10 protein-coding genes are annotated in these 15,059 nt (G+C 75.2%); 1 reads left to right on the forward strand and 9 read right to left on the reverse strand.

From position 1 onward, the window contains the following. Positions 1-181: 181 nt before the first annotated feature. The 9 genes from OG933_RS29660 to OG933_RS29700 form a co-directional block, all read right to left on the reverse strand. Positions 182-1,657, reverse strand: coding sequence for a GAF domain-containing sensor histidine kinase (locus OG933_RS29660; protein WP_405629744.1), 1,476 nt, complete (start codon positions 1,655-1,657; stop codon positions 182-184). Between the two features lie 18 nt (positions 1,658-1,675). After that, positions 1,676-2,713 (reverse strand): rod shape-determining protein, encoded by a 1,038-nt coding sequence (locus OG933_RS29665; RefSeq protein WP_267020095.1) that lies wholly within the window; start codon positions 2,711-2,713, stop codon positions 1,676-1,678. 361 nt (positions 2,714-3,074) lie between these two features. Continuing rightward, positions 3,075-6,686 carry an SAV_2336 N-terminal domain-related protein gene (locus OG933_RS29670; RefSeq protein ID WP_405629747.1) on the reverse strand — a complete coding sequence of 1,204 codons (3,612 nt, stop codon included), beginning with the start codon at positions 6,684-6,686 and terminating at the stop codon, positions 3,075-3,077. Next, positions 6,676-7,704 carry an AAA family ATPase gene (locus OG933_RS29675; RefSeq protein ID WP_405629749.1) on the reverse strand — a complete coding sequence of 343 codons (1,029 nt, stop codon included), beginning with the start codon at positions 7,702-7,704 and terminating at the stop codon, positions 6,676-6,678. Before OG933_RS29675 ends, OG933_RS29670 begins: the two co-directional genes overlap by 11 nt. An 87-nt stretch (positions 7,705-7,791) precedes the next feature. Continuing rightward, positions 7,792-9,519: a trypsin-like peptidase domain-containing protein gene (locus OG933_RS29680; protein ID WP_405629752.1), complete on the reverse strand. Its 1,728-nt coding sequence runs from the start codon at positions 9,517-9,519 to the stop codon at positions 7,792-7,794. Then, positions 9,516-9,854 carry a CU044_2847 family protein gene (locus OG933_RS29685; RefSeq protein WP_020126986.1) on the reverse strand — a complete coding sequence of 113 codons (339 nt, stop codon included), beginning with the start codon at positions 9,852-9,854 and terminating at the stop codon, positions 9,516-9,518. The genes OG933_RS29680 and OG933_RS29685 overlap by 4 nt, the downstream gene beginning before the upstream one ends. An 85-nt stretch (positions 9,855-9,939) precedes the next feature. Beyond that, on the reverse strand, positions 9,940-11,337 hold the full coding sequence (locus OG933_RS29690) for a carboxyl transferase domain-containing protein (protein WP_405629754.1): 1,398 nt from the start codon (positions 11,335-11,337) through the stop codon (positions 9,940-9,942). After that, positions 11,334-12,791 carry an acyl-CoA synthetase gene (locus OG933_RS29695; RefSeq protein WP_405629755.1) on the reverse strand — a complete coding sequence of 486 codons (1,458 nt, stop codon included), beginning with the start codon at positions 12,789-12,791 and terminating at the stop codon, positions 11,334-11,336. The genes OG933_RS29690 and OG933_RS29695 overlap by 4 nt, the downstream gene beginning before the upstream one ends. A 71-nt stretch (positions 12,792-12,862) precedes the next feature. Beyond that, the gene (locus OG933_RS29700) at positions 12,863-13,927 is read right to left on the reverse strand and encodes a MerR family transcriptional regulator (protein ID WP_405633559.1); all 1,065 of its coding nucleotides are present in this window, start codon (positions 13,925-13,927) and stop codon (positions 12,863-12,865) included. Between the two features lie 215 nt (positions 13,928-14,142). Between OG933_RS29700 and OG933_RS29705 the strand changes: the two genes are divergently transcribed. Next, a complete protein-coding gene (locus OG933_RS29705; protein WP_362529525.1) occupies positions 14,143-15,027 on the forward strand; it encodes a hypothetical protein in 885 nt (294 codons plus the stop codon). Positions 15,028-15,059: the final 32 nt, after the last annotated feature.

A 15,059-nucleotide genomic window follows, 5' to 3' on the forward strand; every position in this document is an offset into this window, starting at 1 on the left:
CCCGATCGCGGTCGGCTCTGCGGAAACCCCCCAATTAAATCCCCCCGGTGTTCCGATAAACGCTCTGAGCGAAGCTCTGCGGGACCCGCGTAACCCCGATTTGCCGATCGAAATTCTATTTGCATACAGCAATCGTATTTTAACGAAGGAGTTCTGGGGTGGCAAGGGACGCAGGTCGCGCTCACACCGGCGCCTGCCACGTCACGGTCGTCCCGTCGTCCCCGGTGCCCCCGGCGCTCCCGTCGTCGTGCACCGTGAGCCGTACGCCGGCCCGGCCGTCGGGCAGGGCGGCCGTCGCGTCGATCGCCACCTCGACGCGGGAGACGTCCGGGCGGCCGGACGCGGCGGCCAGCGCGCGGCGCAGGGCGGTGAGGAGATGCCCGGCGGTCCGCTCCGGGATCCGGCTCTCGACCGGACCGGTGAACCGGGTCGACGGCTGGAAGCCGAGGAGGGCGGCCGCGCCCGCCGTCTCGCGCAGCACCCGGCCGCGGAAGGTCGTCGGTGCCTCGGCGGGCGGCTGCTGGAGCGCGAAGATCGCCGTACGGACCTCCTGGATGGTCGACTCGAGTTCGTCCACCGCCCGGCCGAGGGTCTCGTCGACCTGTCGGTCGGTCTCCCGCGCGGTCCCGCGCCGGGCCGCCTGGAGCATCATCCCGGTGGCGAAAAGCCGTTGGACGACCAGGTCGTGCAGGTCACGGGCGATGCGGTCGCGGTCCTCGAAGACGGCGAGACGCTCGCGGCGGTGCCGGGCGTCGGCGAGGACCAGGGCGACGGCGGCCTGCGAGGCGAACTGGACGGCCAGCAGCTTCTCGACCTCCGTGTACGGGAGGTCGCCGCGCCGGCGGGGGAGCGCGAGCGTGCCGATGAGCTGTCCGTCGGCCTGGAGCGGCAGCATCATGCTGGGGCCGAAGCGGTGCCGGACATGGGTCGTCATCCGGGGGTCGGTCGCCGAGTCGTCGATGAACACCGGCTCACCGCCCAGGAGTTGGACGAGCACCGGGCTGCCCGGCCGGATGGTGGCGCCGACGATGTCACCCGCGTCACCGGGGTCGGCGATGCCCACACGGGCGTCGGGGTCGGCGGGCGTTTCGTCGGTGGCGGCGACGACGATCTCCATGCCGCCGTCCTCGGTGCGCTGCAGGACGACGCCCGCGGCGGCGTCGGCCAAATGGCGGGCCCGTTCGGCGACCGTCAGCAGCGCGTCGGCGGCGCTCCCGCCGGTGAGCAGCGCGGTGGTGACGGCGGCGGCACCCTCGATCCAGCGCTCGCGCCGGCGGGCCGCCTCGTACCGGCGGGCGTTGCCGATCGCCAGACCCGCCCGGGCGGCGAGGACGTGCAGCAGCCGGACGTCCTCGGCGGTGAACTCCCGCCCCCCGCCCTCCTTTTCGGCCAGGTGGAGGCGGCCGAACGGCTCGCCGTCCACATCGATCGGCAGCTCCCACGTGCCCGGCCCCTGGGGGACGTGCGGGGCCCGGGACGGACCGGCGGTGTGGACGCCGGTGCGGTCCTCGCGGCCGGGGCCGGTCGTGGTGAGGGTCGCGTACCGGGCGCCGGTCAGCTCGGCGGCGGCGTCCACGACGCGCTGGAGGGTGGCGCGCAGTTCGAGCTCGGAGCCGACGCCGAGGACGGCGCGCAGCGGGGGCGGCGGGCCGGTCACGGTGCCCGGTCCCCGGGCTCAGGCGCCCAGCGGGTCCAGGGTCAGCGGCTCGATCTTGCCCTCCAGCATGGCGCCCAGGCCCTGGGCGGCGCAGATGTCGGGCCGTTCCGCGATGTGTACCGGCATCCCCGTGGCCTGACGCAGCATCTGGTCGAAGCCCGGCAGCAGGGCGGAACCGCCGACCATCATGATCCCGCGGTCGGCGAGGTCGGCGACCAGGTCGGGCGGGCACTCGCGCAGCACCCTGCCGATGCCGTCGAGCACGGCGGTCAGCGGGGTCTCGATCGCGTCCCGTACGGCCGCGGTGTCGACCTGCACGGAACGGGCGAGGCCGGTGGCGACGTCCCGCCCGTGGATCTCGGTGGACGCGGGGCCCTGCGGGGTGAGGCCGTTGCCGGAGAGGGCGACCTGCAGGGGCCGGACGGACTGGCTGGGCAGCATCAACTCGTGCTCGTGGCGCAGGTGCTGGACGATCGCGTGGTCCACGGCCTCACCGCCCACCGGGATCCGCTCGGCGGTCACGATCGAGCCGAGGGAGAGGACGGCGACCTGGGTGGCGGCCGCCCCGCACACCATGATCATGGTGGCCTCGGGGCGTTCGACGGGCAGCCCGCAGCCGACGGCGGCGGCGATCAGGGTGTCGACGAGTTCCACCCGGCGGGCGCCGAGGCCCACCAGGGTCTCGATCGCGGCGCGCTGGGCGAGCGGGTCGGCGTCGTGCGGGGTGCAGGCGGCGGCGCGCAGGAACGGCTTGCGGCGCAGCTGACGGCGGACCTTGTCGCCGAGCAGATGGCGCAGCATGCGCTGCGCCATCTCGATGTCGACGACCGTGCCGCCGGAGACCGGTCGCACCACGCGGATGTAGTGCGGCGTGCGCCCCGTCATCTTCTCGGCGAACTCGCCGACCGCGATCAGCGCACCGGTGCGGGTGTTCACCGCCGCGGCGGACGGCTGGTCGACGACGAGCCCGGCCCCCTTCACGTAGACCCGCGTCCGCGCCGCTCCCAGGTCGACGGCGAAGTGGCAGCGGCGCAGCTGCTCCAGACTGGCGGTCATGGCAGGTCCTCCCGAGAGCACAGACCGTGGGGGCTCGCCGGGCCGGCGGGCCTCTCGTGCGTGGGCCGCCGGGCGGTCGGCCTCCTTCGCATAGTGCGGGGGCGGGGAGGGGGCCGCCTCTTCTGGTGGGCCGGGCGAGGCGCGCCCGGATGGGGGTTTTGTCTCACCTGTCCAAAGTAAGTATGAAATACAGTCAGGTCGGGGAGGCGCGCGGCCGGATCAGCCGATGATGCCCTGCCCCGGGATGGGGTCCGGGATCCCCTGCGGGTCGTACGTCTGCTTCACCGGCTCCGGTCCCGGCCGGACCGGACCGGACCGGGCCGGGCCGCACGGTTCGGCCTGACCTGCAGCGCGCGGCTGCCTACAGCGCGCGGGCCGCTTCCAGCACCGGGGTGAGGGAGGGGACCACCGCGTCACAGCCCGCCCCGAGCAGCGCCTGCTCGACGGTGGGATTGCGCGCGAGGCCGAGGAAGCGCAGACCCGCCGCCCGGGCGGCGGCGAGCTCGGCGGGCGTGGAGCCGATCAGGACGCCGGTCGAGGCGGGCGCGTCGAGCGGCCGCAGGGCGCGCAGCAGCCGGTCCGGGTTCGGCGTGAGCAGGCCGAGGTCGTCGTCGCGGCCGTGGACGCCGGCCGACAGCGGAAGCCGGTAGGACTCCAGACAGCGGTGGACGGCCGCCTCGCAGACGTCCGTGGCCACCCCGACCCGGCGCCCGGTGTCGTGCAGGGTGCGGACGAGGACCACGGAGTGGTGCGTCCTGGGCGCGTCCGGAACGGCGCTCAGCTCCAGCCGGTCGAGACGGTCCCGCAGCAGCGGGCCCAGCCGGTCCTGGGCGAAGGCCCGCAGTACGTCCAGCGGATGCACGAACAGCTCCCGGCCCGCGGCGCCCGGGTCGCCCGGCGGGCGGCCCGCCAGGGCGTCCTCGGGGTCGCGGTGCTCGGCGACGATCCCGAGCAGGTCGAGCGCGGCCGCCCGCGCGGTCGTCGCCGTGAACAGCCGGGCCAGCGGGCCGTCGAAGCCGAACAGCACGGTCTCGGCGTCGGCGAGCAGGTCCTGGAGCGGGCGCCCGGCACGGCCGGCCGGCCGGCGCACCTCGGGGGGCGGGGCGTAGTCCGGCGCGAGCGTGACCGCGCAGGTCACCGCCAGACCCGGTACCGGCCACCTGCCGAGCTGGGAGTTGACCGCCCGCTGCGCGCCGGCCGCCCGGCGGACGGAGTGGTGGCGGGTGATGCGCGAGCCCGCCGCCAGCAGATGCGCCAGCAGCCGCTCGCGCACGCCCGTGGTCTCCGCCCGCACGAACGCCACCGGGTCGTCGACCCGCCAGGTCAGCTCGACGGCGGCGATGAAGGCGCCCTTCCCGGAGCTCGGCAGGGAGATCCGGTCGACGGCGTGCTGCGGCGTCAGGTCGACCTCGTAGTACGTCGCCGGACGCGGCGGGCGGCCCTCGTAGGGCAGGACGGGGTCGAGGAGGGTGAGCGGGCTGTCGGGACGGGTGTGCACGATCGCGGTGCGGCCCGGCGCGGGGATGCCCAGCTGGCGGAGGTCACGGGTGAGGAAGGGCCCGCGCACCGGCTCCCGTACGTCGTTGCGGTCGTCCGCCGCGTCCCCCGCGCGCTCCTCCGGCGGCGGCAGCGGGCAGTACCAGGCGAGCGGCGGGGCGTCCGGGGCGTCGCCGAACAGGGGCCGGAAGCGATGCGGCCCGGAGGCGGCGGAGCTGTCGGCGAAGGCCGCGTAGAGGGCCGGGGGGACGGTGAGGAGAACCGGGGCAGCGCCCTGCGGGGGCGCGGGGGTCTCGGCCCCGTCCTGGAACGTCACCCGCAGACGCGGCGGTTCGGCCAGCTCGGCGAGCGGCCCGGGGAGTCCGCGCAGCGCGGCGGCGAGCACCGGGAGCAGATACGCCTCGGGCTGGATCCGCACGACATACCCGTTCGGGCGGACCCGGACCTCGTACTGCTGAGGCGTGAGATCGCCACGGGCGAGGACTTCGTGGACCGCGTATTCGAGGGTGATCCGAGCTTCGGGGCGCGCGATGAGATCGGCGCCGGCCTCGAAGAGAAGAGCGTGCCGCGCGCCGGTGCCTGTGCCTGTGCCGGTCACCGGCGGCTTGGCCCTGGGTGTGCCGGCCGCCGCCGGTTCGGCTGCCGGTGTGTCGATCACCGGCAGTTCGGCCACCGGTGTGCCGGTCTCCGGTCGTTCGGCTGCCGCTTGTTCGGTCTCGGGTCGTTCGGTCGCGGTGTGTTCGGCCTCGGGGGCGTCGGGTGTCAACCGTGGTGGCATCGGCTGGAGTTCGTCGGGCAGAGGGGTGGTCGGCAGGGCGGCGGCCGGGGCCTCGGGTTGGGGCGCGGGGGGCTCGATGCTTCCGCCCAGCCTGCGTACCGTTTCCGCGCTCACCGTCGCGAAGGCACCGGCCGTGCTGTCGGTCCCGCCTGTCTCCGCGCGGAACTCGCCCGTCGTGCGGCCCGCGCGTTCGTCGATCAACCCGCCGATCCGGTCCAGGAGTTCGCGGGTGCGGCCGCGTGTCGTGCGCGGCAGGGTGCGCAGCAGCAGGTCGCGTACGCCGGGGCGGAAGTCGTACGAGCCGGGCGGACCCGGGACGGTGGTCAGCATGCCGCTGAGGATCACCTCGGCCAGGTGCTGGGGGCGCGGGTCGCGGTTCACCGCACGCTGGACGAGGCGCATCACCGGAACCGAGGGGACGGCCAGGGCCAGATGGCCGGCCAGCCGGAACGCCTCCCGGGAGGCGGTGGCGCGGAAGCGCAGCACCAGGTCCTGGGCGGGCAGGGAGGCCGGGTCGGCGGCCTGTGGCCCGGTGGTCCCGGGCGGGGCGGGCGCCGGTGGCAGCCAGGCCACCGCACCCGGGGTGCGCGCGCCGCCCGGACTCGCGACCAGCGCCGCCCAGTTGGCCAGCCAGGGCGCGCCCGGCTCCAGCACGGGGATCGGGAGGGCCGCACCGGGCCGGGGCGCGGTCTGCGGGTCGTACGGGGTGAACGTGAGCGCGGAGAGCGGGGCCGCCCGGGTTGCGGAGAAGAGCAGACCCGGCTCGGCCGGGAGGGCCGTCGTGGACCACAGATGTTCCGGGAGCGGCTGGACGACGGCCAGCGGCATCCGGGTCGCCCAGTGCCGCAGGGTCCGGTACCAGCGCTCGCCCGCCGGTCCCGGTCGCCACTGCGGGCCCATGCAGTCGCTCACGATCAGGGTGACCGTCCGGCCGTCCGCGGGGTGGGGAACCTGCCGGGCCTCGCCGTCGGGCGTGGCCGGGTGCGGGGTGACCGTGCGGAAGACGCCCGACTGGGCGAGGACGGTGTGCAGTTCACGGATCAGGGGCCGCCAGACCGGCATCGTCGGGCCGGTGTCGTGGACGAGGTTGAGACGCAGCCAGCGGTCGCGCGCGGGACGCAGCACGGGCAGCCAGACGTCCGGGTGGGCGCCCAGCCGGGCGATGCGGTCGGCCGTCGCCCGCTCGTCGAGGAGGCGGGCCCGCGCCGAGGGCACCGTGCGCTTCAGCGGGCGCAGGGCCCGCTGGAGGGCGAGGGGATGCGGGAGCATCGCGGGCGCGGGCGCGAGGACGGGCCGGCTCCCGGCGCTGCCGCCGCCGGAGCCGTCACCCGGATCGGCGGCGGGCGCGGGCGTGGGGAGATGGAGCGAGACACGGTCGGCGGGGTCGCCGGGCGTGGATGTCGGCGACGTACTCCCCGCCGTACGGTCGGCGTCCGCAGGGTCGGGCCTGCTGCCGGTCCAGTCCTCGGGCGTACCGTCGGTATCCCGCTCGGCCCGTGCGGCCGCCGCGGCCGCCGCGTCCGGCCCGGTCGGCTCTGTCCGCCCCGATGCCTCCTCCGGGTCGCTCGACAGCCCTGCGAGCCACAGCAGTTCGGCCAGCTCGCGGGGGGTGGGCGCGGTGTCCGCCGCGGCCGTCAGCAGTGCGGTCAGCCGGTCCAGGGCGGACACGTCACCCCCCGGTGTCTCCTCAGAAGCCATCGCCGTCCGCCGTGGCGCCGAGGTACGGCATCAGTCGCTCCGCCAGTGCGTCGCGGGAGTCGGCGTCCAGACCGGCCACTCCGGTGAGGTAGAGCGCGTTCAGCAGCTGGTCGGTGGCGAGTTCGCCGTCGGCCGCGCGGGTCAGGAAACGGTCGATGAGGTGTTCCGCCTCGCCCGGCGGGGTGTCGAGGTGGGCCCGGACGATCTCGGTGAGCTGCTCGCGGCCGGGGCGGCGCAGCTTCAGCCGGACACAGCGGCGCAGGAACGCGGGCGGGAACTCACGCTCGCCGTTGCTGGTCAGGACGACGAACGGGAAGGCACGGCAGCGGACCCGGCCCCGGGTGACGGCGACCGGGTCGTCCGAACCGTCGGCCAGGACCCCGGCGGTGACCTCCTCGGCGGAGTGCCGGGCCGCGCGCATGAGTTCGGGGATCTCGTACTGGCCCTCCTCCAGGACGTTCAGCAGGTCGTTGGGCAGGTCCAGGTCGCTCTTGTCGATCTCGTCGACGAGGAGCGCGCGGGGGCGTTCGTAGGGCAGCAGGGCCGTGCCGAGGGGGCCGAGGCGCAGATGGTCCTCGACCCCGCCCCCGGCGTCCCCGTCCCGTTCGCGCCACGCCGCCTGCCGGGCGGCGTACAGCCGGGACAGCGGGTCGTACTGGTAGAGGCCGTCGGCCAGCGTGGAGCGGCTGGTGATGTTCCAGCGCAGCACCGGGCCGAGCCCCAGCTCGCGCGCCACCGCGTACGCCAGGGAGGACTTGCCGGTGCCGGGCGGACCGGTGACCAGCAGCGGGCGGCGCAGCACCAGGGCCGCGTTGACGAGTTCGACGCTCTCCGGGGTGGCGACGTACGAGCGGGCGCGGTGGACGCGGTCCGGGGAGACGGCCGCCTCGTCGTCGGTGTCCCGGGGTGGCGGCACGACGGGTTCGCCGTCGAACGCCCGCCAGGGCGGCGGCTCGGGCAGCCGGTCGATGCCGTGGTGCGGCTCGCTGTTCCCGGTGTAGACGGACCAGTGCGGCATGGTTCTCCGAAACTCTGGTGTGACTCGTGGGGCTCGTGTGACTGGTGCGGCTCGTGGCTCGGTTGTGGGGGCGGGGGGCGGGGCGGCTCAGGTCAAGGGGGAGTGGGGGTGGCCGGCCGCGTCGCCGTGCGGGTCGGCGAAGAGGCGCGGGTCGTCCCACAGCAACTGGATGTCGTGCGCCCAGTGGCCGTCCTCCGCGTCGGCCTCCTCGCGCAGTGCCAGTACCCGGCGCGGGAGTTCGACGGGCGACACACCGGAGACACAGGTGTCGAGCTCGTCCAGGAACGTCTTGCCCGCGCAGCCGTCCCCGCCGGCGCAGGACGCGTCGGGACCGCCCGCGCAGCCCTCGCGGGACCAGATGACCATCGGCGCGGGCGCGTTGAGCGAGGTGTCGAAGTGCGGGCGGGTGTGGGACGCGGCCGGGGCGGTCGCGAAGCCGGCGAGACAGGCGTCGTCCTGGCGCAGCCGCACCCGGAGCCGGCGGGGTTCCTCGGGGCTGCCGCACTCGACCCGGTGCACCCGGGCCCCGGGCGCCGCGTCGAGCCGGTTCCACACCCGGGTCAGCTGGTGCCGGACACCCGCCCTGCGGCGCGCCTGATCGGTGACGACGAGCGGGTACACACAGCCGAGCGGGGTGTCGTCGTCGGGCGTGCTCGCCCAGCGGTCGACGGGCAGGTCGATCCAGTCGCGGGGCAGCGCGAACGCGAGCAACTCGTCGCAGCCGGGCGTCAGATACCGGAAGGCGGCCTCGATCCGGTCCTGCACGAAGGCGCGCAGCCCGGCCTGCGGGACGGTTCCGGAGCCGACCGGATGCCGGCGCCCCCCGCTGTACGCGGACACCTCGACCCGGACGTGTCCGTCGCCCGCGCCGCTGTGCTGGAGGTCGACGAGGATGGGCGACCAGTCGGGTGCGGCGGCCGTCTCGGCGGCCGTCTGGACAGGCGCCCGGAACAGGGCCTCCACATGCGCGGTGAAGCGGGCGACGGTGGCCGCCGCGTCGCCGCCGTCGACCTCGCACAGCACGAACAGGGCCGCCGACCACAGCGAGTCGAAGCCCTCCTCGGGCGCGTCCGGGTCCAGCGGGCCCCGGGCGGACTCGTAGAGCCGCACGCGCCGCCCCGGATCGCCGTCCAGACCCGCGCGCACGGCACGTTCGACCAGTTCGCGCAGCCGGGCGCGGTCGGCGGTGCGGTGGTCCGAGGTGGGGACCAGGCCCTCCAGGTCGGGCCAGTAGCGGGCCATGACCTCGGTGGGCATCATCCGCCCGTTGTGCACACCCCGGTCACCGGCGGCCGCGGTGACCATGCCGACGACCTCACCGGTGTCCGCGAGGGTGACCGCGGCGCCGCTGAAGCCGGGGGCGAGCGGCTGGCCGCCGGGCTGCCAGGCCTCCAGCTGGATCCACTCGCGGTTGAGCAACTGCGTGGCGGTGATGCGGTATTCGGCGAGGGTGCCCTCGTCGAAGCCGACCGGGAAGCCGTAGACGACGAGCTTGCGGGGCCGGTCGGGCCGCCGGTCGTGGGCGGCGTCCACGGGGGCCAGCGCGGCCGGCGCGACCGGGACCTCGTGCGCCAGCTCCAGGACGGCCAGGTCGCCGAGGTCGGTGGTGCCGCCGCCCCAGCCGCCGTCGGCGACCACCCGGGCCGGTACGGCGGGGGTGCCGGGGCGTTCGGTGAACGTCACCGTCAGGGTCTCGGGATCGGCCTGCCGTACGACATGGGCGCAGGTCAGCACCCGGCGCGGGGTGACGAGGAAGCCCGCGCCCGCCACCTGGCCCGCGCTCTCGATCCGGGCGTGCCATTCGGCGCTGTTCATGTGGTGGGGGAGGCGGCGGGGGAGGAGGGCGACCAGGTCAGCCGCACCACGAGATGGCCCTCCGCCGTGCCCTTGGCGATGATCGCGCCGGTCTCCGCCGACAGCTTCACCCCGAACTCGATCTCCACCCCGTCGGGCCGCAACGTCCCGTCGCGGAACACCCGCAGCGCGGACTCGGCGGCCGCGCGCACGCCCTCCAGGGCGCCCTCGAAGGTGCGGGCCGCCTGGACGGTCCCGTCGCGGGCCACCAGCCGGGAACCGGGCCGCCCCTCCGTGACCGCCTCGACGGCGACCACGGCACCGTCGTCGGTCCTGAACTCCACCAGTCCGTCCACGGTGCCCCCGTAACCCCTCACCCATGTAGTCCTGCGGCTCTGCGCGCATCCATTGTCACGGACGGTACTGGAGATTGTCCTGCGTTCAGCGCGCCTCCGTGATCCGGATCACCCCCAGCTCCGCCAAGTCCTGCGGCCGGATCCGGAGTTGATGGGCCGTCGCCTCCACCTCCGCCGGGGGCCGCTTGAGGATCGCCGCCGCCGACTCCGGCGCGATCACCGAGAAGTAGCTGTCCGGGGTGGCCCAGGTGCGGCCGGGCGCGGCAAGGGCCAGCGCGCCGCCGGAGCCGCCCTCGCCGATGACCAGCGTGGTGATCGGCGTGCGGGCGGTGGCGACCACGCCGAACAGCTCCGCGATCGCCGCGCCGGCCCCCTGCCGTTCGGCCTCGGCGTCGTTGGCCGCGCCCGGGGTGTCCACCAGCGTCAGCACCGGGATGCCGAGCCGGTCCGCGAGGCGGATCAGCCGGGCGGCCGTGCGGTACCCGGCGGGCCGGGTGGCCGCCCCGGTCTGGGCGGCGTAGCCGACCGTACGGCCCCGGTGGACGCCGAAGCCGCACAGCATCCCGTCCGGATCGACCCCGCCGCACCGGTCCCCGGAGATCGCGAGCCGGTGGCTGAAGTAGGCGTCCAGGTAGGCCCGGGCGCGCGGCCGTTCCACCGCCCGAGCCCGCCGAACCGCCTCCCACCCGGTACGAGGCAGATCCGCGACACCGAGAGCGACGGGAACGGGCGCGGGTTCGCGAAGCGACCCCGACGGGGGCCCGGCCGGGGAACCACCCGCGCCGGGCACGGCGCGTGCTGCGTCGGTCAGCAGACGCAGCCATCGGCCCAGTACCTCCCGCAGTTCCGCCGGGGGCACCACCGCGTCCGCCGCTCCGGCCGCGACCTGCGCCTCGGCCGTGTAGGCGGCCGGGTCGGCGTCCGGCGGCCGGACCCGTGAGCCCGCGAAGCCGACCTGGGCGTCCGGCAGCGCGAGCACCACGTCGGCGCCCGCGCCCAGGGTGGCCCAGCCGCCGCCGGTCGTCGGGTCCCGCAGGACCGCGATCTGCGGCAGCCCGGCCTCCCGGGTGAGCGCCGACTGCCGGGCCACCCGCTGGAGTTGGGTGAGGGCGAGCATGCCCTCCTGCATCCGGCTGCCGCCCGTGGCGACCAACGGCACGACCGGCAGCCGGTGTTCACGGGCGTACGAGTACGCCGCCTCCAGCCGGTCACCGGTGCGCTCGCCCAGCGATCCGCCCAGGAAGCCGAACTCGAAGGCGATCAGCACGGCCCGCGTGCCCTCGACGCTGCCCGTGCCGCAGACGACGGACTCCGACTCACCGGTACGCCGGGCGGCGCGCTCACGCGAGGCGTCGTAGCCGGGCCAGCCGAGGGGCCCGTCGGGAGTGGACGCCCGCTCCCCGCCGGGCGGGTCGGGGAACCGGGTGAAGTCGTCGGCGACGAGGGCGACGACCTCGCGCGCGCTCGCCCGCCGCGTCGTCATGACGGCAGCGCCCGCTTCATGATCTTCCCCATGTCGTTGCGGGGCAGCGCGTCGAGATAGCGCACCACGCGAGGCCGCTTGTGCGGCGCCAGCCGACGGGCCACGTGGTCGGCCAACTCGCCCTCGGACGGCAGGGCTTCGGGATCCGCCGGCACGACCCACGCGACGATCCGCTCCCCGAGGTCCGCGTCCGGCTCCCCGGTGACGGCGGCCTCGCGCACTCCCGGATGCTCCAGCAGCGCGTTCTCGATCTCACCGGCCCCGATCTTGTACCCGCCGCTCTTGATGAGGTCGGTCGCCTTGCGCCCGACGATCCGGACATAGCCGTCGGGGTCGCGCACGGCCACATCACCTGTGCGGAACCAGCCGTCGGAGGTGAAGGCGGCGGCTGTCGCGTCGGGCCGGTTGAGGTACGCGGTGAACAGGTTCGGCCCGCGTACCTGGATCTCCCCGACGCTCTCCCCGTCGTACGCCTCGACGGCCGACCCGTCCTCGTCCACCAGCCGCAGCTCCACGCCGGGCAGCGGCACCCCGACGGTCCCCGCCCGCGCCTCCCCGTCCGCCCGGACGCTGGTGTTCATCAGCGTCTCCGTCATCCCGTACCGCTCGATCACCCGCCGCCCGGTCGCGGCCGCGATCCGCTCGTGGTCGTGCACGGGCAGCGCGGCCGAACCGGACACCAGCAGCCGCGCCCCGGCGAGCGCCTTGGCCAGTGCGGGGTCGTCGGGCAGCGCCTCGGCGATGCGGTGGTACATCGTCGGCACCCCGAAGAGCATGCTCGCCCCGGTGCTCAGCTCCCGCGTCACGCCCTCCGTGCCGAACCTGCCGAGATGCCGTACCGACCCGCCGCGCCGCAGCGGCCCGAGGATGCCCAGCACCAGCCCGTGCACATGGAACAGCGGCAGCCCGTGCACGAGGACGTCCTCCCCGGTCCACTGCCAGGCGTCGGCGAGCGCGTCCAGGGTCGTGGCGATCGCGCGACGCGGGATCACCGCGCCCTTGGGCGGCCCGGTGGTGCCGGAGGTGTAGACGACGAGGGCGGGATCCTCGTCACCGACGGCCGCCCCGACGCCGAGTCCGCCGACCTCGCCTGCCTCGCCGTCCACCTCGACATCGATCCGCTCCAGCTCCCGCAGCGCGGCGGGCAGTTCGTCGCCGGGGGCCGCCAGAACCACCCGCGGCGCGCTGTCGCCCAGGATGTGCCCGAGCTCCTTGTCGCCCGACTTCGGGTTCAGCGGCACGGCGGCCACCCCGGCGAGCAGGGCGCCCACCACCGCGACGGCGGTCTCCAGCGACGGGGTCGCCCACACGGCGACCCTCCCCTCCTCCCGCACCCGCGCACCGACGGCTCCGGCCGCCGAGGCGAGCTGCGCGTACGTCAGGGAACGCTCACCGAAGCGCAGGGCGGGGCGCCCGGACGGGTCGTCCGTCAGGGCCGGGAAGAGAGAGGACACGGAACGGGCTCCTTGAGTGGCTGCGGGACACGACAGGTCCGTTCATACCCCACGCGCCCAGCCCTCACCTGTCAGGCCGCCGCCTCCACCACGTCCGCGACGACGCAACTGACGTTGTCCGGCCCGCCGGCGCCGTTCGCGGCGCTCACCAGCGCGTGCACGGCGGCGTCCGGGGCCGGGGCCGTGCCGAGGAGGGCGCGGATGTCGTCGTCGGGGACGACGGTCGAGAGGCCGTCGGAGCACAGGAGGTAGCGGTCGCCGGGGCGGGCGTCGTGCAGACGCAGGTCGGGGGTGCCGGGGCTGCCGCCGGACAGGGCCTTCAGGAGCAGGGCGGGCCGGGGGTGGCTCAGGGCCTCCTCGGGGGTCAGCCGGCCCTCGTCGAGCAGTGACTGGACGACCGTGTGGTCGTGCGTGATGCGGAACAGGCCGCCGTCGCGCAGCAGGTAGGCGCGGGAGTCCCCGATGTGGACGAGGGCCAGGCGCGATCCCGTCCACAGCAGCGCGGTCAGCGTGGTGCCGGTCTCGTCGGTGCCGTCGGACACGTCCCGCACGGCGTCGCTCGCGCCCCGCACCGCGTCCTCCAGCAGGTTGAGCACCCCGCCCGCCGGTGCCTCCTCGGTGTCGAGGAACTTCAGCGCCTCGACGGCGGCGGTGCTCGCGGGCCCGCCGCCCGTCCCGAATCCGTCGGCCACGGCGAGGAGGCGGGCGCCCGCGTAGGCGGTGTCCTGGTTGGCGGGCCGGACCAGGCCCCGGTCGGAGAGGGCGCAGTAACGGAGTTCGAGCATGGCGGTGTCCCTTCGTGCGGTGTCCGAGAGGTGCTCCACGAGGAACGCGGCGAGATCCCGTCGCGCGGCCGTCTCCGCCTCGACCCGCGCCCAGTACGCGCGGATCTCCCGGGCGGCGGCCGCCGGGTCGTCGAGGGCGCGGATCTCACGGATCCGGGCCAGCGGCATGCCGAGGCGTCGCAGCCACGCCACGAGCCGGGCCTGCTCCAGCTGCTCCACCGCGTAGTGGCGGTACCCGGTGTCCGGGTCGACCCGGGCGGGCCGCAGCAGGTCCAGCTCGTCGTACAGACGCAGTGCCTTCGGCGACAGCCGGCAGGCCCGTGCGAAGGCGCCGATCGTCAGCGTCCGTATGCCCATGCCGGTCTCCCCGTCGCTGCCGCTGCCGCTTTCGTGTTCCCGCCACCGATGCTGGGGCTTCCCCGAGGGGGAAGGTCAAACGGGTTGTCCCGGTCGCGGGGACGGCCGTTAACCTGCGGAGGTACTACACAGACGTACGAATGCATCCGTACGTCTGTGCATCCATACGGACGTGCGGATGTGCAGGCGTACGAGAACGGAGTCCCGTCGTGCCCCGAGTCGCCCTCGTCACCTACGACCCCCGGCCGGAGCCGAGCAAGGACCGCGACCTTCCCGGGCTGCGGGCGGCGCTGGCGGCGGCCGGTGCCGAGGCGGACGTCGTGTGCTGGGACGACGCCGATGCCGACTGGGCCTCCTACGACCTCGCCGTCATCCGCTCGACCTGGGACTACAGCTGGCGTGCCGCCGAGTTCACGGCGTGGGCGGAGCGGTGCGGCAAGCTGACACGGCTGGCCAATCCGGCCTCCGTCGTGCGCTGGAACACCGACAAGCGGTACATCGGGGAGCTCGCGGCGGCCGGCGTGCCCACGGTCCCCACCCGCTATCTCGCCCCGGGCGACGCCGACGCCCCCGCGGGGCTGCCGGGCGACCACGAGTACGTCGTCAAGCCCACCTCCGGCGCCGGCGCCCGGTACGCCGCCCGCTACACGCCCGACCAGCACGAGGCGGCCGTACGGCACCTCGCGCGGATGCACGCCGAAGGGCTGACGGCGATGGTGCAGCCGTACATGCGGAGCATCGACACCGGTGGGGAGCGCGCCCTTCAGTTCTTCGGCGGGCGCCTGCTGCACGCCAGCCGCAAGCGGGCCGTCCTGGCCCCCGGCACCGCCTTCGACGCGGACAAGGTCGCCCACCCCGGCCTGGAGCCCTGGACCCCGACCCCGGCCGAGCTCGCCGTCGCCGAACGCGCCCTGGCCGCCGTACCGGACGCGCCGGAGCTGCTCTACGCCCGGGTCGACCTCGTGGACGGCGACGACGGGGAGCCGCGCGTGATGGAGCTGGAACTGGTCGAGCCGAACCTGTTCCTGTTCCTGCACCCGGAGTCGGTGCCGACCGTCGTGGCGGCGATCCTGGCGGCGGCCGCCACCCCCTGATCGCCCCCACTCCCGCGCCACCACCGGCCGTC

The sequence above is a fragment of the Streptomyces sp. NBC_00016 genome, assembly GCF_045040885.1.
Lineage (GTDB): Bacteria > Actinomycetota > Actinomycetes > Streptomycetales > Streptomycetaceae > Streptomyces > Streptomyces coriariae.

Coding starts and splice junctions, on each gene's coding strand:
- OG933_RS29665 (WP_267020095.1), bottom strand. CDS start 2,713: ATGACCGCCAGTCTGGAGCAGCTGCGCCGCTGCCACTTCGCCGTCGAC.
- OG933_RS29670 (WP_405629747.1), bottom strand. CDS start 6,686: ATGGCTTCTGAGGAGACACCGGGGGGTGACGTGTCCGCCCTGGACCGG.
- OG933_RS29675 (WP_405629749.1), bottom strand. CDS start 7,704: ATGCCGCACTGGTCCGTCTACACCGGGAACAGCGAGCCGCACCACGGC.
- OG933_RS29690 (WP_405629754.1), bottom strand. CDS start 11,337: ATGACGACGCGGCGGGCGAGCGCGCGCGAGGTCGTCGCCCTCGTCGCC.
- OG933_RS29680 (WP_405629752.1), bottom strand. CDS start 9,519: ATGAACAGCGCCGAATGGCACGCCCGGATCGAGAGCGCGGGCCAGGTG.